16 protein-coding genes are annotated in these 20950 nt (G+C 73.0%); 7 read left to right on the top strand and 9 right to left on the bottom strand.

The window, feature by feature from the left end; translation table 11 throughout:
- Window positions 1-2: 2 nt before the first annotated feature.
- The 3 genes from ACF1A5_RS09160 to ACF1A5_RS09150 all read right to left on the bottom strand — a co-directional run bounded on the left by ACF1A5_RS09160 (window position 3) and on the right by ACF1A5_RS09150 (window position 3158).
- A complete protein-coding gene (locus tag ACF1A5_RS09160; RefSeq protein WP_392192202.1) occupies window positions 3-368 on the bottom strand; it encodes a hypothetical protein in 366 nt (121 codons plus the stop codon).
- An 81-nt stretch (window positions 369-449) separates the two neighbouring features.
- Window positions 450-1853 (bottom strand): hypothetical protein, encoded by a 1404-nt coding sequence (locus ACF1A5_RS09155; RefSeq protein ID WP_392192201.1) that lies wholly within the window; start codon window positions 1851-1853, stop codon window positions 450-452.
- 87 nt (window positions 1854-1940) lie between these two features.
- Window positions 1941-3158 carry a PP2C family protein-serine/threonine phosphatase gene (locus ACF1A5_RS09150; protein WP_392192200.1) on the bottom strand — a complete coding sequence of 406 codons (1218 nt, stop codon included), beginning with the start codon at window positions 3156-3158 and terminating at the stop codon, window positions 1941-1943.
- A 183-nt stretch (window positions 3159-3341) separates the two neighbouring features.
- Between ACF1A5_RS09150 and ACF1A5_RS09145 the strand changes: the two genes are divergently transcribed.
- Together ACF1A5_RS09145 and ACF1A5_RS09140 are read left to right on the top strand one after the other, a co-directional pair.
- On the top strand, window positions 3342-3773 hold the full coding sequence (locus ACF1A5_RS09145; RefSeq protein WP_392192199.1) for a hypothetical protein: 432 nt from the start codon (window positions 3342-3344) through the stop codon (window positions 3771-3773).
- A gap of 283 nt (window positions 3774-4056) precedes the next feature.
- Complete coding sequence (locus ACF1A5_RS09140; RefSeq protein WP_392192198.1) at window positions 4057-5013, top strand: hypothetical protein; 957 nt, start codon at window positions 4057-4059, stop codon at window positions 5011-5013.
- Here ACF1A5_RS09140 and ACF1A5_RS09135 read toward each other — a convergent pair.
- On the bottom strand, window positions 4904-6262 hold the full coding sequence (locus ACF1A5_RS09135) for a PLP-dependent aminotransferase family protein (RefSeq protein ID WP_392192197.1): 1359 nt from the start codon (window positions 6260-6262) through the stop codon (window positions 4904-4906). The two genes, ACF1A5_RS09140 and ACF1A5_RS09135, sit on opposite strands and share 110 nt — an antisense overlap.
- A gap of 90 nt (window positions 6263-6352) precedes the next feature.
- On the opposite strand from ACF1A5_RS09135, the gene ACF1A5_RS09130 reads away from it, so the two are divergent.
- The 3 genes from ACF1A5_RS09130 (at window position 6353) to metG (ending at window position 11260) form a co-directional block, all read left to right on the top strand.
- Window positions 6353-7174 (top strand): alpha/beta fold hydrolase, encoded by an 822-nt coding sequence (locus ACF1A5_RS09130; RefSeq protein WP_392192196.1) that lies wholly within the window; start codon window positions 6353-6355, stop codon window positions 7172-7174.
- Window positions 7175-7441: 267 nt separating this feature from the next.
- On the top strand, window positions 7442-9364 hold the full coding sequence (locus ACF1A5_RS09125; protein WP_392192195.1) for a VWA domain-containing protein: 1923 nt from the start codon (window positions 7442-7444) through the stop codon (window positions 9362-9364).
- Window positions 9365-9544: 180 nt separating this feature from the next.
- Window positions 9545-11260, top strand: coding sequence for a methionine--tRNA ligase (metG, locus tag ACF1A5_RS09120; RefSeq protein WP_392192194.1), 1716 nt, complete (start codon window positions 9545-9547; stop codon window positions 11258-11260).
- A gap of 102 nt (window positions 11261-11362) precedes the next feature.
- Here the strand turns inward: metG and ACF1A5_RS09115 are convergent, their stop codons facing one another.
- On the bottom strand, window positions 11363-11710 hold the full coding sequence (locus ACF1A5_RS09115; protein ID WP_392192193.1) for a DoxX family protein: 348 nt from the start codon (window positions 11708-11710) through the stop codon (window positions 11363-11365).
- A 153-nt stretch (window positions 11711-11863) separates the two neighbouring features.
- A complete protein-coding gene (aspS, locus tag ACF1A5_RS09110; RefSeq protein WP_392192192.1) occupies window positions 11864-13627 on the bottom strand; it encodes an aspartate--tRNA ligase in 1764 nt (587 codons plus the stop codon).
- Window positions 13628-13890: 263 nt separating this feature from the next.
- Here aspS and ACF1A5_RS09105 point away from each other — a divergent pair, with 263 nt between their 5' ends.
- Entirely contained in the window at window positions 13891-16023 is a 2133-nt protein-coding gene (locus ACF1A5_RS09105; protein WP_392192191.1) for a SpoIIE family protein phosphatase, read from the top strand.
- A 40-nt stretch (window positions 16024-16063) separates the two neighbouring features.
- Here the strand turns inward: ACF1A5_RS09105 and ACF1A5_RS09100 are convergent, their stop codons facing one another.
- The 3 genes from ACF1A5_RS09100 to ACF1A5_RS09090 all read right to left on the bottom strand — a co-directional run bounded on the left by ACF1A5_RS09100 (window position 16064) and on the right by ACF1A5_RS09090 (window position 18936).
- Window positions 16064-17098, bottom strand: a complete 1035-nt coding sequence (locus tag ACF1A5_RS09100; protein WP_392192190.1) for an AI-2E family transporter — start codon at window positions 17096-17098, stop codon at window positions 16064-16066.
- Window positions 17099-17293: 195 nt separating this feature from the next.
- On the bottom strand, window positions 17294-18271 hold the full coding sequence (locus ACF1A5_RS09095) for a pirin family protein (RefSeq protein ID WP_392192189.1): 978 nt from the start codon (window positions 18269-18271) through the stop codon (window positions 17294-17296).
- A 191-nt stretch (window positions 18272-18462) separates the two neighbouring features.
- Window positions 18463-18936, bottom strand: a complete 474-nt coding sequence (locus ACF1A5_RS09090; RefSeq protein ID WP_392192188.1) for an SseB family protein — start codon at window positions 18934-18936, stop codon at window positions 18463-18465.
- Window positions 18937-19106: 170 nt separating this feature from the next.
- Between ACF1A5_RS09090 and ACF1A5_RS09085 the strand changes: the two genes are divergently transcribed.
- The gene (locus ACF1A5_RS09085) at window positions 19107-20933 is read left to right on the top strand and encodes an acyl-CoA dehydrogenase (RefSeq protein ID WP_392192187.1); all 1827 of its coding nucleotides are present in this window, start codon (window positions 19107-19109) and stop codon (window positions 20931-20933) included.
- Window positions 20934-20950: the final 17 nt, after the last annotated feature.

The raw sequence follows: 20950 nt of genomic DNA, 5'->3' as shown, positions 1-20950 counted from the left end.
GGCTACCCCTCGTCGAGGTCCACCGGATCGACCCGTTCCTCCGGCGGATCACCGCGCTCCACCCGGCGGCGGTTCTCCTTCCAGGCCGCGACCGCCCGCTTGGTCTGCGCCAGCAGCTCCCGGAACGTGATCTCGGTGCCCACACCGACCACGACCAGCAGGATCTCCATGCCGACGCCCATGTGCCCCGGCGGGCCGTCCGTGCGGGGCCGCTCCAGGATCCGCAACTGCCCGCCGCGGACCAGCTCCTCCAGCGGTCTCTCCCGCTCCAGCCACGCCTTCAGCGCGGCGACGTCGTTGGTGCTGCCCGCGCTTCCGTCCAACCGGACCCGGATGCCTCGGCCGGCCACGCCATCCCCCTCAGCCATAACTCACCATTCTGGCATCGCGGCAGGCGTCGCGGGGAGGGTTCGTACCGGACACGTCCTTTTGGTACCAGCGGAGTTGGGTCAGCCCTGCGCCTGGAGCTGCCTCAGCTGCCGCCGCACGTGGTCCAGCGCGCCCTGCCGCCGGCCGGGCACCCGGCCGCGCAACTCGGCCATTTCGGGGCCGAGTTCACGGGCCCGCGCCGGGTCGCCGAGCTGCCCCCACTGGTGGTGCGCCCGGTCGACGGCGGCCTCGACCTCCGGGGTGTCGGGGGACTGTCCCAGGGCGAGGCGGGTGGTGGCGACGGTCAGCCAGGCGCGGCAGCTGCGGGCGGCGTCCCCCGCGAGCATGGCCAGGTCCGCGCGGACTTCGGCCCAGTGAAGCGCCTCCTCGGAGGCGGTTCCGTGCGCCCGTACGGCGGCCTGCTCCCAGCGGGCGGCCAGCGCGTCGGCGTCGCCGTGCCGTCCGCCCCGGACGCACTCGGCGATCGCGGCGTGCGGGTCGTCCGCCCCCGGCGGCCACGGATCGCGGCGCGGGGCCGGGACGCCGTCGGCCGTCCCGGCGAGCGGGGAGGCCGTCACCGGCGCCTGCGGGGCGTGCCGCCCTTCCGCCGTCGCGGCGATCGGGTCGGACGCCACCGGCGCCCGCGGGGTGGTGTTCCACCCGGCGGGGACGCCTTCCGCCGTCGCGGCCGGCGGGTCGGACGCCACCGGCGCCCGCGGGATCTGCCACCCGGCCGGGACGCGTCCGGCCGTCGCGGCGTGCCGGTCGGGGTGGGAGGACGCGGCCGGCGCGGGGTATCGGCCCGGAGGGAAGGACGCGGCCGTCGCGGGGTACGGGACGCCCGTCACCGGCGGCTGTGCCGTCAGCACCAGATCACTGCCGGTACCGCCCTCGTCGGCGAGGCGCGCCAGCGCCTGCTGGTGCAACTGGTCGGGCGGCGGCCGGTGCCCGCTGCGCAGGAGGGTCGCCACCGCCTTCATGTACGACGGCACCGCGACGGTGCGCCGGGAGGGCGGGGGCGCGATCCGGCCGTAGACGGCGATGTTGCGGCCCGAGTCCAGCGGGCGCTCCCGGAGCCGGGCCCAGGCCTCCGGGTCCGCGTGCAGGTCGGCCAGGACGGTGGTGGTGCCGTCCGGGCGCAGCCGGAGCTCCTCTCGCAGCCAGTGCCAGGGCAGGGCCGTGTAGCGGACCGTCGCGGGGGCGGTCCGGGCGAGGGCCAGGTGGGGCAGGCGCTGCCGGCGGTCGAGCTGGAGCTGGCCGGTGACGAAGACGGTCAGCGGGCCGGGGGCCGCCGCGGCGGCGCGCAGCCGGGTCAGTACGGCCTGTGGTTCGAGCGGGTCGACGAGTTCCACGACGGTCGCGGTGTCCGTGCCGGAGAGCACGGCGGGCGGGACGGCGGCCAGCACGGGAAGCACCGACGCGGCGTCCACCAGGCGCCCCCGCCCCACGGGCGAGGCCGCGAGCAGCAGCACTGTTCCGGGCATCGTCCCCCCGTGTCGTGTCGGTGATCCTGACGGTCGCGTACGTCAGCACCGTAGCCTCTGCGGCTGCGAAGGTGGGCTTCGGACCGGTCAGTGCCGGTGGAGGCCGTACCAGGGTCCCCGCCCGGTGGCCCGCCCGGCGGCGCGGCGGACGGCGAAGATCGTGGTGTCGTCGCCGAGGTGGCCGCCGGAGTGGCGCAGGGTGCCGTCCCGGACGTGGGCGACCAGGCGCTGCGGCTCCGCGGTGCGCGGGTCGGCGGCCACGGCGCGGGCCAGCTCGGCCACCAGCGGGTAGAACCTCCCCGCGCCGTCGCGGGACTCCGTGACGCCGTCGGTGAACAGCAGCAGCGTCTCACCAGGGCCGAGTTCCACCCACCGCACCGCCTGGGAACGGCCGGGGGCCAGCTCCCCGAGGCCGAGCGGGAGGCGGTCGCCCTGGGGCAGCGGGCGTACCCCGCCGGGGCCGACCGCGAGCGGCGGCTCATGGCCGAAATTGACCATCTCCACGGCGTTCGTGGCGTCCGCGGGGAAGCCGAGGAGCAGGGCGGTGGCGAAGCGGTCGCCGTCCGCGCGGCCGAGCGCCGTGGTGTGGCGGCGGTGCCGCAGCATCCGGGTCTCCAGGCGTTCGGCGACGGCCGCCAGGGACGATTCGTGGAAGCCGGCCTCGCGGAAGGTGCCGAGCAGCGCGGCCGCCGCCTCGACCGCGCCGAGGCCCTTGCCCTGCACGTCGCCGATGAGGACCCAGGTGCGGCCGGGGCCGGGCTGGATGTCGTAGAAGTCGCCGCCGACCCGGGCCTCGGCGTCGGCCGCCAGATAGGCGGCCGAGTGGTCCAGCCCGCCGAAGCCCGGTGGCAGCGGCCGCAGCACGGTGCGGCGGGTGGTCTCGGCGACGTCCCGCATGTGCAGCATGCGCTGCTCGCCGCGCACCCGGACCGCGCAGGCCAGCACGGCGAGGCTGCCGCCGGTGGCGACGAGGATGAAGTCGGGGACCCCGGTCCGGAACTGGTGCGGCCAGGCACTGTCCACCAGCAGGTAGGTGACGACCGACAGCGCGGCGAAGACGGCCGTCGCCCACACCCCGCAGATCGCCGCGGAGATGCCGGGGACCAGCACGATCCAGGAGATGATCCGGAACTCGCCGGTGGTGTTCCAGTCGACCACCGCGATCGCCACGAGCAGCAGCAGCGGCGGCACCCAGGCAACACTGCGCCCGCGCACGCGCAGCAACTGGCCGCGGTGCAGGACGTCGCCGCGACCGTGCTCCGGACAACGGTCGAGCGGCTCTGGACCCCCACCGCCCTCGCTCACGCGCCTCAGCGAAACACAGCGGCGCACCGGCCGCATCCGGGCCGGGGGCGGGATGGGGCCGGACGGCCCCCATGTCGCACGCGGCCACGGAAGGCCTCTGGAACAATCCCCGTCCGCCGACTTGCCGAGGCCCGCCGCCCGGTGTGCCCTGGTAGGCGGGGGCGAAGAGAGAGGAGTGCTCTCATGGCTCAGGCGCTCGCGCCCGGCGGCACCAGGCGCACCCACCCGCCCGACGTCTTCAGCGAGCGGACCCACGCCGTCGCCCGCTGGGCGATCCCCGCCGTGCTGGGGCTCGTCTACGGCTTCTGGGCCGCGGCCAACCAGCGCCACGGCGGGCCGGTCACCGGCTGGAACCTGCTGTTCGGCTGGGTCACCGCGATCGTGTTCATGCTGGCCATGGTCGGTGTCCTGTACCTGGCGCCGCGCCTGAGGCGCGAGTTGCACGCCACGCTGTGGGCCGCCTTCACCGGCATCGCCGTGGGCTTCCTCTACGCCCAGACCGGCGACTCGGTCTTCACCGCCCTCTTCATCGGCCTGGGCTGCGCCGCCCTGGTGGGCGTCTCGCTCTTCTACTGGTGCTACACCCACGAGGACGCCGAGGGCCACCGCCTCTGACCCCCGCGTCCCGCCGGGGGCGCGCACCGCTCCGCCGGGGCTCGGCCTGTCCGCCGGCCCCGCGCCGTGCCGCGACCTGCCCCCGAGGCCGCCCCCCTCGGGGTCTCGGGATCAGGAAGCCGGGTCGCCAGGAACGCACCGGGCCGGCGACGACCCACCGGAACCTCGGGAACCCACCGCGGGAAACCGCCGGGCCGCCGGCCACCGGGCCACCGGGGACGCCCCCTCACCCGTTCGCCCACCACCACTCGCGCCCCCCGCCCCGAGGCCGTTGCCTGGGAGGGTGTCCCCCCGTCTGCGAAGCGGTCCGGCGACCGCGCTGATCGCGCTCTCGTGCCTGCTCGTGCCGTTCGGCGCGCTGTCGGCCTGGGCCGCGTACGGACTCGCCGACACCGACCGCTACGTCACCACGATGGCGCCGCTCGCGGGCGATCCGGACGTGCGTGACGCCGTCGCGGACACCGTCGGGGACGGGATCATGCGTGAGATCGACACGCGCAGGACCGACCACGAGCTGGACGCGCGCGTGGTCCGGGGCACGGTGGCCCCCTTCGTCCACGAGGCGGTGCGCTCGTTCACGCAGACCGTCGCCTTCCGCACGGCATGGAACGAGGGCAACCGGGCCGCCCACGACGCCGTGCTGCACGCCCTGCGCGACGAGCGCGCCGAGCACGACCGCCCGGTCACCGTCGACCTCGCCCCCGTGACCGCCCAGGTCAAGCGGCAGCTCACCCAGGACCACGTGCCGCTCGCCGGCCGCATCCCCGTCGAGCACACCGAGGTCTCCCTGCTCCCGGCCCAGCAACTGGGCCGCCTGCGGAAGGGGTTCCACGTGCTCGAAGTCGCCGGCTTCTGGCTCCCCGTCGCCGCCGTCTTGTTCGCCGTCGCCGGCATCGCCCTGGCCGCCCGCCGCCGCCGCGCGGTCCTCGCGACCGCGCTCGGCACCGCCCTCGGCGGCGCGCTGCTCGCCCTCGCCCTCGCCGTGGGCCGCGACCTGACCCTCTCCGACCTGCCCGGCGAGGTCTCCCACCCGGCGGCGGGCGCCGTCTACGACGCCCTCACCTCCACCCTGCGCACGACCTCCTGGCTGCTGGTTGCGATCGGCCTGACGGTCGCCGCCCTCACGTTGGTCACCGCCCGCTCCGGGCGCCCCCGTCCGCCCCGCTCCGGGCGACGTCGGCGAGCGTCCGCAGCGCCCGCTCCAGCTCCGGCTCGGGGGCCGACGCAAGCCCGAGCCTGACCGCGTCCGGGGTACGGGCCGGGTCGACGGCGAAGGCCGGCCCGGGCGTGACGGCGATCCCGTGGACGGCCGCCGCGGCCGTGAAGGTGTCCGCGCGCCACGGTGCGGGCAGCTCCCACCAGGCGAAATAGGCGTACGGATCGGACCGTACGGCGAAGGCGCCCAGGTGCCGGCGCAGCAGCCGCTGCCGCCGGGCCGCCTCCGCCCGCTTCGCCGCCCCCAGCCGTGCCACCGTCCCGTCCCCGGCCCACCGCACGGCCGCCGCCAGCGCGAAGCCTCCCGCGCTCCAGCCCCCGGAACGCACCGCCGCGGCCACGGCCTCGACCCGGTCCGCCGGTACGACGAGGAAACCGGCGGTGAGACCGGGGGCGACGCGCTTGGACAGTCCGTCGACGACGTGGACGAGGCCGGGGGCGTGGGCGGCCAGCGGGTCGGGGGTGCCGGGGTGCAGGAAGGCCCAGATGCGGTCCTCCACGACGGGCAGGCCCAGTTCGGTCACCGCGCGGGCGAGCCCGAGGAGCCGCGCCGGGCTCGTGGTGAGCGAGGTCGGGTTGTGCAGCGTCGGCTGGAGGTAGAGCGCGGACAGCGGCGCCGAGCGGTGGGCGGCGGCCAGGGCGTGCGGGTTGAGGCCCTCCGCGTCCGCGGCCAGCGGCACCAGGACGATCCCCAGCCGGGCCGCGATCTCCTTGACCAGCGGATACGTCAGCGCCTCGACGCCGACCCGCCCGCCGGGCCGGACCAGGGAGGCGAGGGCGGCGGCGATGGCCTGCCGGGCGTTTCCCGCGAACAGCACCCGGTCCGGCTCGGGACGCCAGCCCGGGGTGGCGAGCAGCGCGGCGGCCGCCTCCCGGGCGGCGCGGGTGCCGGTGGCGGCGGCCGGGCGCAGCGCGTCGGTGAGGCTGCCGGGCCGCAGCAGGGCGGCGAGGGCGGGTTCGAGCAGCTCGGACTGGCCGGGCGCGGTGGGGTAGTTGAGTTCGAGGTTGACCGTCGGCGGGGCGACGGCCGGGGACTCGGCGAGCGCACGGCCGGCCGGCCCCGGTGCCGCGGCCCGCACGAAGGTGCCGCGCCCTACCTCGCCCACCACCAGCCCGCGCCGCACGAGTTCGCCGTACACCCGCGCCGCGGTCGAGGCGGCGATGCGGTGCCGCCGCGCGAACGCCCGTTGCGGCGGCAGCCTCCGGCCGGGCGCGAGCCGCCCGTCCGCGATCGCGTCGGCGATCCGGTCGGCGATGCGCCGGTAGTCGTCCACGAAAACCCCCTCGCCTGCCTTCCGCCCCCATTGCTCCGAGGGCAAAGACTCTATTGCACCGAGCAGTTGACCGCCTCTAGGGTCGCAGCCATGGCACCCTTCCTCGCATACGAGGACAAAGGCCCCGAAGAACCGCCGGCCCTCCTCGCCCGCCCTGCCCCCTCCGTCCCTCTCATCCCTCTCGTCCTGATCCACGGCCACCCCTTCGACCGCACGATGTGGGCCCCGCAGCTCGACGCCTTCTCCGCCGCCCGCCGGGTCGTGGCCCCCGACCTGCGCGGCTACGGCGCCTCGCCCGTGGTCCCCGGTGTCACGCCGCTGGGACGGTTCGCGCAGGACATCGAGGACCTGCTGGACGAGTTGAAGGTGGAGACCTTCGTCCTCGCCGGGCTGTCGATGGGAGGCCAGATCGCGATGGAGTGCTGCCGGCGCTTCCCGGACAGGATCCGGGGTCTGGTGCTCGCGGACACCTTCCCGGCACCGGAGACGGCGGAGGGCAGGGCGGCGCGCAACGCCATGGCGGACCGCCTGCTGCGGGAGGGCACGTGCGGTTACGCCGACGAGGTGCTGGAGAGGATGGTCGCCCCGTACGCCGACGCCGCGGTCAAGGCCCATGTCCACCGCATGATGACGGCCACCCCCGCCGAGGGCGCCGCGGCGGCCCTGCGCGGCCGCGCCGAACGCCCCGACTACCGCGGCCTGCTGACCCGCGTCCCGGTCCCGGCCCTCGTCGTCGTGGGCGCGGACGACACCTTCACCCCGGTCGCCGACGCGGAGGCGATGCACGCCGCGCTCCCGGACTCCGCCCTGCACGTGATCGAGGGGGCGGCGCACCTGCCCAACCTGGAACGTCCGCAGGCGTTCAACGAGGTACTGGGCCGGTTCCTGACACGGGTGGACGGCATCTCGTAGGCGCCGGGCCGGTCCCCGGCGCCGGGCGGCGGAGACATCGGGCGCGCCGGGGCCGACCCGAGCACCGCGCGTCGCTCGTCGACCTCACCCTCCATCGGCGGACAACCCCGCGTCGAGGGGCGGCCGGTCGGGCCTGCTCGGGCACCATGGACACGGCTCGAACTCGGGCTCTCGCCCCTGCCCAAGATCATCACTTCGGGCCGCTAACCTTACGTGTCCGTCCTGGCCAGGGATCGACGGGCTTAACTCATGCGAAGGGTTGCGCACATGGGCATTCTCACTCTCCTGCGGAACGCGTTCGGCCGATCACGCAAGGGGCGCACGGCCGAGGCAGAGGGTGCGGAACGGGTTCCGTCGCAGGACACCGCCCCCGCGCGCGAGGAGACTCCGTCCCCCGAACCGGCGGCCCCCGCCGAGCAGACGGACGCCAAGCTCCCGTCCCCGTCCCCCGCACCCACCCCCACCACCCCTCACGTCCCGGACCCCCGCCCGTCCTCGCCGGACGAACACGACCTCGTCAGCGCAGCGTTCGACAACATCACCGTCCCCGCCCAGTCCAAGCCCCTCGACGAGCCCGCACCGGAGCCGGGGACCAAGGCGGAGGCGGAGACCAAGGCGGAGGCGGAGGAGTCCGAGCCGACCAAGTCCGGGCAGCCGGAGCCCGCGAAGGCCGAAGAGCCGGCCGCAGCCGAGGCCGAGACGCCGGAGCCTGCCAAGGCCGAGGCGCAGGAGGCGGCGGAGGCCGCGACGCCGGAGCCGGAGCCGGAGGCGGCAGAGGCGGAGGCAGCGAAGGCCACGGAGCCGGCCGCGACCGAGGCCCCGGAGCCGGTGGCCACGGAGGACCCGGAGCCGATCGCGTCGAAGTCCGAAGTCCCGCAGGCCGAGGAGACCACCGAGCCGTGGACGGCTGAAGCCCAGGAGCCGGAGTCCGTCGAACCGGAGAAGCCGCAGACGGACGTCCCGAAGGCCGTGGAGGCGACCGAGGCCGAGGCCGCCGACGCCGAGCCGGAGACGGCCCACGAGCCGGAGGCAGCCGACGCCGCCAAGCCGGAGACCGCGGAGGCGGACGCCCCGGAGGCCAAGGAGGCGACCGAGCCCGAGGCCGAGGTCGAGGCCGCCGCCGAGCCGGAGACGCCGAAGGGGGAGGTCCCGGCGGCCGAGGAGGCTCCTCAGCCGGTGGAGCCGCAGGCCGACGCGGCGCCCGGGCCGACGGCGTCTGAGGCCACCGACCCGCAGCCCGCCGCGGAGCCCGAGGCGGAGCCGGAGCCGGAGCCGCTCGCGGCGAAGACCGACACCCCCGAGGTCCCGGACGCCGAGAAGGCGACCGAGCCCGAGCCCACTCCCGCCGCCGAGCCGGAGACGCCGAAGGGCGGGAAGGCCCCCGAGCCGGAGGCCACTGCCGCCGAATCCCCGGAGGCCGAGGAGGCGACCGAACCGGAAGCCGCCGACGGCGAGACCGCCCCACAGGGGCCCCCCGCACCCGGCCACGAGACCCACACGGGTGGTGCGGACGGGAACGCTTCCGGCGAAGGCGAGGCCGGGACGTCCACCCCCGCCGCCGTCCCCCCCACCCTCACCACCGCCTACCAGGCGGCCATCACCACCCTCACCCGCGCCGGCCTCACCGGCACCCGCGCCAAGGTCTACCTCGTCCTCGACCGCTCCGCCTCCATGCGCCCGTACTACAAGGACGGCTCCGCCCAGGCACTCGGCGAGCAGACCCTCGCCCTCGCCGCGCACCTCGACCCCGAGGCCACGGTCCACGTCGTGTTCTTCTCCACGGAGCTGGACGGCACCGGTGAGCTCACCCTCACCGAGCACGAGAACAAGATCGACGAGCTGCACGCCTCCCTCGGCCGGATGGGCCGTACCAGCTACCACGCCGCCGTCGAGGCCGTGGTCGCCCAGCACGAGAAGGCGGCCCCCGGCACCCCCGCCCTGGTCGTCTTCCAGACGGACGGCGCCCCCGACGCCAAGACCCCGGCCACCCAGTCCCTCACCGGCGCGGCGAAGAACCACCCCACCGTGTTCTTCTCCTTCGTCGCCTTCGGCGAGCACGACAACAAGGCCTTCGACTACCTCCGCAAGCTGAAGACCGGCAACACCGCCTTCTTCCACGCGGGCCCCACCCCGCGCGAGCTCACCGACCAGGAGCTCTACGAGGGCATCCTGGCCGCCTGGCGCCCGTAACCGCTCGTAACCGCCGGCAGCCGCCGCACGGCACACCGCGCCGCCCGCTTCCCAGCCCGTAAAACGGGAAGCGGGCGGCGCGGTCGTGTCGGCTACGATTTCAAGGTTCGTAGACGAAATCGGACGGTCCGGAAAACCGCCCGCCCGTCACCCCGCGTAGCGACTTGGGAGCAGCCCGCGATGGCTCGACACCTCATCACCAGCGCCCTTCCGTACATCAACGGGATCAAGCACCTGGGCAACATGGTGGGGTCCATGCTCCCGGCGGACGTCTACTCCCGCTACCTGCGCCAGCGCGGCCACGACGTCCTCTACATCTGCGCGACCGACGAGCACGGCACCCCGGCCGAGCTGGCCGCGAAGGAGCGGGGCCTGCCGGTCGACGAGTTCTGCGCGCAGGCGCACGACGCGCAGAAGGCGGTGTACGACGGCTTCGCGCTCGCCTTCGACTACTTCGGCCGCAGCTCCTCCGCGGAGAACCGGGACATCACCCAGCACTTCGCCCGCAGGCTGAACGAGAACGGCTTCATCGAAGAGCGCGCCATCCGCCAGGTCTACAGCCCGGCCGACGGCCGCTTCCTGCCGGACCGCTACGTCGAGGGCACCTGCCCGCACTGCGGCTACGACAAGGCCCGCGGCGACCAGTGCGAGAACTGCACCCGTGTGCTGGACCCGACGGACCTGATCGACCCCCGCTCGGCGATCTCCGGCTCCACGGACCTGGAGGTCCGCGAGACCAAGCACCTCTTCCTGCTCCAGTCCAAGCTGCAGCACGAGGTCGAGGAGTGGGTCGCCCGCCACGAGGACGACTGGCCGCAGCTCGCGGCGTCCATCGCCCGCAAGTGGCTGAACGAGGGCCTGCACGACCGCGCCATCACCCGCGACCTCGACTGGGGCGTCCCGGTCCCGGCCGACACCTGGCCGGAGCTGGCCGCCGAGGGCAAGGTCTTCTACGTCTGGTTCGACGCCCCGATCGAGTACATCGGCGCGACGAAGGAGTGGGCCGACCAGGACCCGGACCACCGCGACTGGAAGTCCTGGTGGTACGACGTCGACACCGCCGTCCGCTACACGGAGTTCATGGCCAAGGACAACGTCCCGTTCCACACGGTGATGTTCCCGGCCACCGAGCTCGGCGTCCGCGAGCCCTGGAAGAAGGTCGACTACGTCAAGGCCTTCAACTGGCTGACGTACTACGGCGGAAAGTTCTCCACGTCCCAGAAGCGGGGCGTCTTCACCGACCAGGCCCTGGAGATCCTGCCCGCCGACTACTGGCGCTACTTCCTGATCGCGAACGCCCCCGAGTCGGACGACTCGTCCTTCACCTGGGAGCACTTCACGGCGACGGTGAACAAGGACCTGGCCGACACCCTCGGCAACTTCGTCAACCGGGTCCTGTCCTTCTCGAAGAAGCGCTTCGGCGAGGAGGTCCCGGCGGGCGGCGAGCCGGGCGAGGCGGAGGCCGGGCTGGGCGAGGAGATCGCACGGCTGCTCGCCGAGTACGAGGGCCACATGGAGGCGCTCCAGTTCCGCAAGGCGGCGGCGTCGCTGCGCGCCCTGTGGTCGGCCGGCAACTCCTACCTGGAGGAGAAGGCCCCCTGGCTGGAGATCAAGACCGACCAGGAGGCCGCGGCCCTCACCCTCCGCACGGCGATGAACCTGATCCACCTGTACGCGGTGGTCTCGGAGCCCTTCATCCCGGCCTCGGCGAAGACGATGCGCGAGGCCTTCGCCCTGCCGGACGACACGGCGACGTGGAGCACCCCGGACGAGGCCCGCTCCCTGACCAAGCTCGCGCCGGGCATCCCCTTCACGGTGCCCCCGGTCCTGTTCGCGAAGCTCACGGACGACGACCTGGAGACGTACAAGGAGCGCTTCGGCGGCGAGGCCGCGTAGCCGCCGCTCCACCGCCGCACCGGGGCCCGGTGACCTCCCTCCCGAGGTCACCGGGCCCCGGTCGCGCGGGGCGCGCCCGCGGCCGGGCACGCGTGCCGCCGTTCAGGCCGCGTGGGCGAGGACGAGCGCGCCGACCACCGGAGCGGCGTAGACCAGGGGGAAGGGGATGTGCGCGTAGGCGCGCGCCCGGGCCACGGTGATCGCCGCGCCGGTGAAGTACAGGACCAGACCGGTACCGGCGAGCAGGCCGATCACCGGCACGAACAGGCCGACCAGCAGCCCCACGGCCCCGGCGGTCTTGGCGAGGCCCAGCCAGGTCCACCACGACCCCGGCACCCCGTACTCCTGGAGGGCCTGCACGATCCACCGGACCCGCAGCAGCAGGACCGTGCCGGAGAGGCCCGCCATCAGGGCGGCGAGGACGGTGACGACGACGAGGGCGGTGTGCATGACGGTCTCCTTCGGACGGTGGGCCGGGGCGGCCGTGGCCGCTGCCTCACTGACGGGGGAGACGCGGAACATGTGACAGGGGCCCGGGATCGAGGTGATCCCGGGCCCCTGTGACCTCGGTTCCGGCGGACCCCGCGCGGGGCCCGGCCGTGACTACTTCGGCTGCGGCTTGCGCACCGACAGGTGCAGTTCGCGCAGGCGGGCCTCGTCCAGCTCGGTGGGGGCGCCCATCATCAGGTCCTGGGCGTTGCCGTTGAGCGGGAAGGCGATCGTCTCGCGGATGTTCGGCTCGTCGGCGAGGAGCATCACGATGCGGTCGACGCCGGGCGCGATACCGCCGTGCGGCGGGGCGCCGAAGCGGAACGCGCGCAGCATGCCCGCGAACTGCTCCTCGACGGTGTCCCGGTCGTAGCCCGCGATCTCGAACGCCTTGAGCATGATCTCCGGCTCGTGGTTCCGGATGGCGCCGGAGGACAGCTCGACACCGTTGCAGACGATGTCGTACTGCCAGCCCAGGATGTCCAGCGGGTCCTGGGTCTCCAGGGCCTCCAGGCCGCCCTGCGGCATCGAGAACGGGTTGTGCGAGAAGTCGATCTTCCCGGTGTCCTCGTCCTTCTCGTACATCGGGAAGTCGATGATCCAGCAGAAGCGGAAGACGTCCTCCTCGAAGTGACCCGCCCGGCGGGCCGCCTCGACGCGCACCGCGCCCATGATCTTGGAGACCTCGTCGAACTCGCCCGCGCCGAAGAACACGGCGTGGCCCGGGGCGAGGGAGAGGCGCTTGGTCAGCTCCGCGACGTTCTCCTCGGTGAGGAACTTCGCGATCGGGCCGGTCAGCGAGCCGTCCTCGGTGACCCGGACCCAGGCCAGGCCCTTCGCGCCGAGCGTGACGGCGTAGTCGCCGAGCTGGTCGAAGAACTTCCGGGGCTGCGACGCGACGTCCGGCACCGGCAGCGCGCGCACGTGCTTGCCGGCGAAGGCCTTGAACTCCGAGCCCTCGAAGACGTCGGTGATGTCGACGAGCTCCAGCTTGGCGCGCAGGTCCGGCTTGTCGGAGCCGTACTTCAGCATCGCCTCGCGGAATGGGATCCGCGGGAACGGCGAGGTGACGTGCCGGCCGCCGCCGAACTCCTCGAACAGCTCGGTCATGAGCTTCTCGATGGGCTGGAAGATGTCCTCCTGCTCGACGAAGCTCATCTCCACGTCGAGCTGGTAGAACTCGCCCGGCGAGCGGTCCGCGCGGGCGTCCTCGTCGCGGAAGCAGGGCGCGATCTGGAAGTAGCGGTCGAAGCCGGAGATCATCAGCAGCTGCTTGAACTGCTGCGGGGCCTGCGGCAGGGCGTAGAACCGGCCCGGGTGCAGCCGGGAGGGCACCACGTAGTCGCGGGCGCCCTCGGGGGAGGTGGCGGACAGGATCGGCGTGGCCATCTCGTTGAAGCCCATCGCCGCCATCTTGTGGCGCATGGCGGAGATGACCGCCGTACGCAGCATGATGTTGCGGTGCATGCGCTCGCGGCGCAGGTCGAGGAAGCGGTACTCCAGGCGCCGCTCCTCGTTGACCCCGTCCTCGGCGTTGATCGTGAACGGCAGCGGGGCGGCGGCGCCGAGCACCTCGACCTCACCGACCTCGACCTCGATCTCGCCGGTGCGCAGGTCGCGGTTCACGTTCTCGGTTCCACGTGAAACGACCTTGCCGTCGACGCGGACCACCGTCTCCTTGGACAGCTTGTCCAGCGCCTCGTAGGCGGGCGTGCCGGGACGGGCGACGAGCTGCGTGATGCCGTGGTGGTCGCGCAGATCGATGAAGAGGATGCCGCCCAGGTCGCGCCGATTGTGCAGCCAGCCGCTCAGCCGGACGTCGCTGCCGACGTCAGAGGCGCGGAGCTCGCCGCAGGTGTGGGACCTGTACCGATGCATCGTCGTTCATCCAGTCTTCGCGATCGGGGTTTCCCCGGGGGCCACTCCCCGGGACGCCCGGGCACGCACACGGCCCGGACCTCCCCAGGGTACCGGCCACCCCAAGATCCCCTCCCCACCGTTTCCGACAGGTCCGATGGCGGCCGTGCGGCGGCCGATCCGCGGCCCGACGACCGCCCTGCGGCAGTCCGACATGAATTCGAGATCGCACACCTGTGCGTCATCGGTGGCAGTGTGCGACAGCCTCTTCTTACAGTGGGGCAATGCGCACTGGTGAGCTCCTGCCCGCCGTGGGGGATGTTCTCGCCTCCCTCGCGACCGGTCTGTGGCACTGGGACACCGCCACCGGGCTGGTCGTGGTCGACGGCGAGGCGGCACGCCTGCTCGGGCTGCCGCCCGAGGGGACCACCCTCACGGAGGCCCAGGTACGCGCCCGGCTCCACCCCGTCGACTGGAACGAGATCACCGGCGTCATCCAGCTCGCCGTGGCCGAGGGCACCCTCGCCGAGGTGCGGGTCCGGATCATGGACGAGCGCGGCCGGATCGTCCGGATCGTGCGCAGCCGCTCCAAGCCCACCTTCGACCCGGGCAAGAAGGCGTTCGAGCTGATCGGCACCCTCCAGGAGGTCACCGAGCCGACGCCGGGCTCCCCGGCGGGGCGCAGCGCGGTCACCGGCGACTGGCGGCGCTCCCGCGAGGCGTTCCTGCTGGACGCGGGCCGGGCGCTGGCCGAGGCGCGGTCCACGGCGGAGGTGCTTCGGGTCGCGGCCGGACTGTCGATGCCGGGCTTCTCGCCGGACGGCCTGGCGGTCTTCGGTGTGGAGGGCGACCGGCTGACGATCATCGGCCACCACGGGCAGCGCCCCGGTGACGAGGGCCCCTTCGTGCACATGGCGCTGGAGACGGACTACCCGGCCGCCGAGGCGGTCCGCACCGGCCGCGCGGTCTACCTCTCCTCCCCGGAGCAGTACCGCAGCCGCTACCCGCTCACCTGGCCGCTCGCCCAGCGCTTCAACCGCCAGTCCTGGGCGTTCCTGCCGCTGACCGTCCAGGGCCGCCCGATGGGCGCCTGGATGGCCGCCTTCACCTATCCGGTCGCCTTCACGCCCGACGAGCGCTCCGTGCTCACCACGGTGGCCCGGATGCTCGCCCAGGCCCTGTCCCGGGCCGGCACCGCCGAGACCGAACGGGAGCTCAGCGAGGGGCTCCAGCGCACGATGCTGCCCACGCTGGGCCCCGGCATACCCGGCATGGACGTCGCCGCCCGCTACATCCCCACCGGCGGCGGGCTCCAGGTCGGCGGCGACTGGTACGACATGATCCCGCTGCCCGGCGGCTCCTCCCGGACGGCGTCCGGGGGCCGGTTCGCCCTGGTCATCGGCGATGTCCAGGGGCACGACGTGCGCGCCGCGGGGCTGATGGGGCAGCTGCGGATCGCGCTGCGCGCCTACGCCTCCGAGGGCCACCGCCCCGACGCGGTCCTCTCCCGCGTCTCGCGGTTCCTGCACGGCGTCACCAACGACCCCGACAGCGCCGACCTGCGCTTCGCGACCTGCCTGTACACCGAGGTGGACCCCCGCACGGGGGTGCTGGAGATCGCCCGAGCCGGGCACCCGGACCCGGTGATCCGCATGCCCGACGGGACGGTGCTGCTGCGGCCGACGGCGGGCGGGCTGCCGCTCGGCATCGACCCGGACGCCGACTACCCCACGACCCGGTTCACCCTGGAACCCGGCGAGACGATGATGATCTGCACCGACGGCCTGATCGAGACCGGCGGCCACGACCTGGACTCCGGCTGGCAGCGGATCCGGACCACCCTCGAAGAGCACGAGGGCGGCAGCGAGGAACTCGCCGACGCGCTCGTACAGGCCGTGCACGGCCCCTCCTCGCACCACACCACCGGCCCGCTGGCCGACCGCCGCGAGGACGACATCGCCGTACTGCTGCTCAGCCGCCGGGCCGAGGAGCGCGGCGGCGCCGCGGCCGTCCGGCCCGAGGTCCGGCGCACGCTGCTGACCGTCGCGCAGGCCGAGCCCGAGCGGGTCTCGGTGGCCCGGCAGCAGCTGCGGCAGCTGCTGCACGACTGGTCCTCGGAGGAGCAGGTGGACTCGGCCGTGCTGCTGCTGTCGGAGATGCTCACCAACGTCCTGCTGCACACCGACGCCGACGCGCTGCTGCTCGCCGAGATAGCGGGCGACCGGGGCGAGCGCCGGATGCGGGTGGAGGTCACCGACGCCGGCGACGAGCTCCCGCACAAGCGCCGCCCCGGGGAGCTGGCCTCCTCCGGTCGCGGCCTGGTGCTGATCGAGCTCCTCGCCGACGCCTGGGGCGTGTCCCCGCGCGGCCAGGGCAAAAGCATCTGGTTCGAGCTCTACGAACCGGTGGCCAAGTAGGCCACGCGCGTCGCCGGCCGCGGCTTCGGGCGGGGCACGGCTACGTCTGGGACGCGTACCGGTCGCGGAGCTCGTGGGCCACGCCGAACGCGGCCGCCGTGACGGGCACGGCCAGCAGCATGCCGACGATGCCGGCGACCGACGCGCCCGCGGTGATCGCCAGCATCACCACCGCCGGGTGCATCTGCACGGTCCGGCTCTGGATCACCGGCTGGAGCACATGGCCCTCCAGCACCTGCACGGCGAGTACGACCCCGAGCGCCCACAGCGCGACGACGAACCCGCGGTCGGCGAGCGCGACCAGCACGGCCACCGCGCCGGAGAGGAAGGCGCCCAGGTAGGGGATGTAGGCGCCGACGAAGACGAGCGCGCCGAGCCCGACCGAGCCGGGCACCCGCAGGACGAGCAGGCCGACGGTGATGCAGACGGCGTCGATGAAGGCGATGAGGGTCGTGCCCCGCATGAACCCCTCGACGCCCCGGAACGCCCGGCGGGCCATGGCCTCCACCGTGTCGGAGGTGCCGTGCGGGGCGAGGGAGCGCAGGGCTTCGGCGGCCCGGTGGGAGTCCCGCAGGAAGAAGAACACGAGCAGCAGCGCCAGTACGGCCATGGCGAGGCTCTCGCCGACCACGCTGACCCCGCTGATGACGTTGGAGGCGGCCGTCCCGCCGAACTTGCTCAGCAGGTCCCGGGCGTTCGAGGCCAGGTCGTCCAGGGAGGTCCCCGCCGCCCCGAAGTGCTCGGCGAGTGACCGGGCCGCGGACTTCAGGGAGGAGACGATCTGCTCCCCGCTGTCCACCAGCGCCGCCACCACGATGTACACCGCCCCTCCGACCACGGCCACCACGGCGACGCAGGTGAGTCCGGCGGCGAGCGACCGGTTGACCCCGGCCGCCACCAGCCGCCGGAAGAGGGGCTGCAGCAGGGCGGTGCCGAGCAGGGCCAGCAGCACCGGTGTCACGGCGGTGCGGAACTCCACGCACAGCCGGACGCCGACCCAGACCACCCCGGACACCAGCAGGACGACGGCACACCAGGCGCCGAGACGCCGGACGGGCTCGGGGAGCAGCAGCACGTCCCCAGCCGAACACGCCCCGGACGGGCTGTCCTGCGCGGACGGCCCGCCCGGGTGACGGCGACGGCGGAGGTGAGGGAGGCGCTGCGGTGACGGCGACAGTCGCGGAGAGGGTTGCGGTGACGGAGGCGACGACGGTGACGAGCGGTCGGGGCCCGCGGGCTTGGGCGCCCACCGGAGGAGGGTGCCGGAGCGTCAGGCCCGCGGACCGCTCTCCGACATCCCGTGCACGGCCGGGATCGTGCCCAGCCGGCCCTTCTGGAAGTCCTCGAAGGCCTGCATGAGCTCGTCGCGGGTGTTCATGACGAACGGGCCGTAGTGGGCCATCGGCTCCCGGATCGGCCGTCCGCCCAGGAGGACGACCTCCAGGTCCGGGGTGTGCGCGTCCTGCTTCTCGTCCGCGCGGACGGTCAGTGCGGAGCCGGCGCCGAAGACGGCGGTCTGGCCGAGGCCGACCGGTCGGCGCTCGGCGCCCACCGCGCCGCGGCCCGCCAGCACGTAGGCGAGTCCGTTGAAGTCCTCGCGCCAGGGCAGGGTGATCTCCGCGCCCGGCGCCAGCGTGGCGTGGACCATGGTGATCGGCGTGTGCGTGATGCCCGGCCCCTGGTGGCCGTCCAGCTCACCCGCGATGACGCGCAGCAGCGCGCCGCCGTCGGGGGAGGTGAGCAGCTGGACGCTGCCGCCGCGGATGTCCTGGTAGCGCGGGGCCATCATCTTGTCCTTGGCCGGGAGGTTCACCCAAAGCTGCAGGCCGTGGAAGAGACCGCCGGACACCACCAGCGACTCCGGCGGGGCCTCGATGTGCAGCAGGCCCGAACCGGCGGTCATCCACTGGGTGTCGCCGTTGGTGATGGTGCCGCCACCGCCGTTGGAGTCCTGGTGGTCGAAGACGCCGTCGATGATGTAGGTGACGGTCTCGAAGCCGCGGTGGGGGTGCCACGGGGTGCCCTTGGGCTCGCCCGGCGCGTACTCCACCTCGCCCATCTGGTCCATCATGATGAACGGGTCGAGATGGCGGTAGTTGATCCCGGCGAACGCCCGGCGCACCGGGAAGCCCTCGCCCTCGAAACCGCTGGGCGCGGTCGTGACGGTGAGCACGGGACGTGCCACGGCGTCGGCCGGCGCGCTCACGCGCGGGAGCGTCAGCGGGTTCTCGACGGTCACTGCAGGCATGGTCGGTACCTCCTTGTGCGGACACTTTAGTTGAGCGTTGAACTTTCCGCCACTCCCAACAGAGAGAGCCCGGAGGGCATTCCCTCCGGGCTCGGTGCCTGCGCAGCAAGGGCGGGCCGGCCGCCCGCGAAGCGATGACGTCCAACCGTCTGCGCGGCAAGAGCGTCTAGCCGTCTGCGCGGCAAGGGCGTCTAGCCATACATCCGGCGCATCGCGAAGTCGACCATCTGTTCCACGGCCTTCGCGTCGAAGACGATCCGGTGCTCGCCCTCCATGTCGAGGACGAAGCCGTAGCCGGTGGGGAGCAGGTCGATCACCTCGGAGCCGGTGATCACGAAGTACTTGGACTCCTTGCCGGCGTACCGGCGCAGCTCCTTCAGCGAGGTGAACATCGGGATCACGGGCTGCTGGGTGTTGTGCAGGGCCAGGAAGCCGGGTGTGTCACCCCGCGGGCAGTACACCTTCGACGTGGCGAAGATCTGCTGGAAGTCCTCGGCGGCCATCTGGCCCGTGGTGAAGGCCCGCACCGCGTCGGCGAGCGACGGCGGAGACGGCTCCGGGTACAGGGGCGGCTGCTGGCCGTATCCGCCGACGCCGCCGGGCATCTGCTGCTGCGGCGGGACGTAACCCTGCTGAGCGCCCGCGCTCTGCTCGTAGCCGTACATGCCGGCAAGAGTAGTCAACGGCCCGGCCCCGAGTAGAGCCTCGTCACAGATGACCGATCGGGGTTGCTTCTTATTACCGACGGGTAGCATCATCGGGGTTACTTGTTGGTACGTGAACCAGTCGCGAGGAGTCAGTGCCTCGCCCGAGTCCTCACACGGGAGCCGTAGCCATGGGGCACTACAAGTCGAATCTCCGCGACATCGAGTTCAACCTCTTCGAAGTTCTCGGGCGGGACAAGCTCTACGGCACCGGCCCGTTCGAGGAGATGGACACCGACACGGCCAGGAGCATCCTCGAGGAGCTGACCCGCCTCGCGGAGAACGAGCTGGCCGAGTCGTTCGCGGACGCCGACCGCAACCCGCCGGTCTTCGACCCCGAGACCAACACCGCCCCGGTGCCCGCCAGCTTCAAGAAGAGCTACAAGGCCTTCATGGACTCCGAGTACTGGCGCCTGGGCCTGCCGGAGGAGATCGGCGGCACCACCGCTCCCCCGTCGCTGATCTGGGCCTACGCGGAGCTGGTCCTCGGCGCCAACCCGGCCGTGTGGATGTACTCCTCCGGCCCGGCGTTCGCCCGCATCCTCTTCGAGGAGGGGACCGAGGAGCAGCGGAAGCTCGCGCAGATCGCGGTCGAGAAGACCTGGGGCTCCACCATGGTCCTCACCGAGCCCGACGCGGGCTCCGACGTGGGCGCCGGGCGCACCAAGGCGGTCAAGCAGGAGGACGGTTCCTGGCACATCGAGGGCGTGAAGCGCTTCATCACCTCCGGTGAGCACGACATGGAGGAGAACATCCTCCACTACGTCCTCGCCCGCCCCGAGGGCGCCGGCCCCGGCACCAAGGGCCTGTCCCTCTTCCTCGTCCCGAAGTACCTCTTCGACTGGGAGACCGGCGAGCTGGGCGAGCGCAACGGCGTGTACGCCACCAACGTCGAGCACAAGATGGGCCTCAAGGCCTCCAACACCTGCGAGATGACCTTCGGCGACCGCCACCCCGCCAAGGGCTGGCTGATCGGCGACAAGCACGACGGCATCCGGCAGATGTTCCGCATCATCGAGTTCGCCCGCATGATGGTCGGCACGAAGGCGATCTCCACGCTCTCCACCGGCTACCTGAACGCGCTGGAGTACGCCAAGGAGCGCGTCCAGGGCCCGGACCTGGCGAACTTCATGGACAAGACCGCGCCCAAGGTCACCATCACGCACCACCCCGACGTCCGCCGCTCGCTGATGACGCAGAAGGCGTACGCGGAGGGCATGCGCGCGCTCGTCCTCCACACCGCCGCCGTCCAGGACACGATCGCGGTCAAGGAGGCCAACGGCGAGGACGCCTCCACCGAGCACGCGCTGAACGACCTGCTCCTGCCCATCGTCAAGGGCTACGGCTCCGAGAAGGGCTACGAGCAGCTCGCCCAGTCGCTGCAGACCTTCGGCGGCTCCGGCTTCCTGCAGGAGTACCCGATCGAGCAGTACATCCGCGACGCCAAGATCGACACCCTGTACGAGGGCACCACCGCCATCCAGGGCCAGGACTTCTTCTTCCGGAAGATCGTCCGCAACCAGGGTGCCGCGCTGAACTCGCTCGCCGAGGACATCAAGAAGTTCCTGGCGCTCGGCACCGGCGGCGAGGAGCTCGCCGGCGCCCGCGAGCACCTCGCCAAGGCGGCCGTCGAGCTGGAGGCCATCGTCGGCCTGATGCTGACCGACCTCGCGGCCACCGAGCAGGACGTCAAGAACATCTACAAGGTGGGCCTGAACAGCACTCGCCTGCTGCTGGCCTCCGGTGACGTGATCGTCGGCCACCTGCTGCTCAAGGGCGCGGCGATCGCCGCCGAGAAGCTGGAGACCGCCTCCGCCAAGGACAAGGCGTTCTACCAGGGCAAGATCGCGGCGGCGAAGTTCTTCGCGGCCAACGTCCTGCCGGGCGTCACCCTGGCCCGCAAGGTCTCGGAGAACGTCGACCTCGACCTCATGGAGCTGGACGAGACCGCCTTCTAGTCCGCCCGCGGGGGAGG

Source organism: Streptomyces sp. NPDC014864 (genome assembly GCF_043081525.1).
GTDB lineage: Bacteria > Actinomycetota > Actinomycetes > Streptomycetales > Streptomycetaceae > Streptomyces.
The sequence above is the reverse complement of the archived record's forward strand: the minus strand, read 5'-3'. Positions and strand labels throughout refer to the sequence as shown.

What these genes read in the sequence shown, in the direction of transcription:
- ACF1A5_RS09115 (WP_392192193.1), bottom strand. Translation starts at nt 11,710, where the DNA reads ATGCACACCGCCCTCGTCGTCGTCACCGTCCTCGCCGCCCTGATGGCG.
- ACF1A5_RS09085 (WP_392192187.1), top strand. Translation starts at nt 19,107, where the DNA reads ATGGGGCACTACAAGTCGAATCTCCGCGACATCGAGTTCAACCTCTTC.
- metG (WP_392192194.1), top strand. Translation starts at nt 9,545, where the DNA reads ATGGCTCGACACCTCATCACCAGCGCCCTTCCGTACATCAACGGGATC.
- ACF1A5_RS09155 (WP_392192201.1), bottom strand. Translation starts at nt 1,853, where the DNA reads ATGCCCGGAACAGTGCTGCTGCTCGCGGCCTCGCCCGTGGGGCGGGGG.
- ACF1A5_RS09145 (WP_392192199.1), top strand. Translation starts at nt 3,342, where the DNA reads ATGGCTCAGGCGCTCGCGCCCGGCGGCACCAGGCGCACCCACCCGCCC.
- aspS (WP_392192192.1), bottom strand. Translation starts at nt 13,627, where the DNA reads ATGCATCGGTACAGGTCCCACACCTGCGGCGAGCTCCGCGCCTCTGAC.
- ACF1A5_RS09095 (WP_392192189.1), bottom strand. Translation starts at nt 18,271, where the DNA reads ATGCCTGCAGTGACCGTCGAGAACCCGCTGACGCTCCCGCGCGTGAGC.
- ACF1A5_RS09160 (WP_392192202.1), bottom strand. Translation starts at nt 368, where the DNA reads ATGGCTGAGGGGGATGGCGTGGCCGGCCGAGGCATCCGGGTCCGGTTG.
- ACF1A5_RS09105 (WP_392192191.1), top strand. Translation starts at nt 13,891, where the DNA reads ATGCGCACTGGTGAGCTCCTGCCCGCCGTGGGGGATGTTCTCGCCTCC.
- ACF1A5_RS09125 (WP_392192195.1), top strand. Translation starts at nt 7,442, where the DNA reads ATGGGCATTCTCACTCTCCTGCGGAACGCGTTCGGCCGATCACGCAAG.
- ACF1A5_RS09090 (WP_392192188.1), bottom strand. Translation starts at nt 18,936, where the DNA reads ATGTACGGCTACGAGCAGAGCGCGGGCGCTCAGCAGGGTTACGTCCCG.
- ACF1A5_RS09130 (WP_392192196.1), top strand. Translation starts at nt 6,353, where the DNA reads ATGGCACCCTTCCTCGCATACGAGGACAAAGGCCCCGAAGAACCGCCG.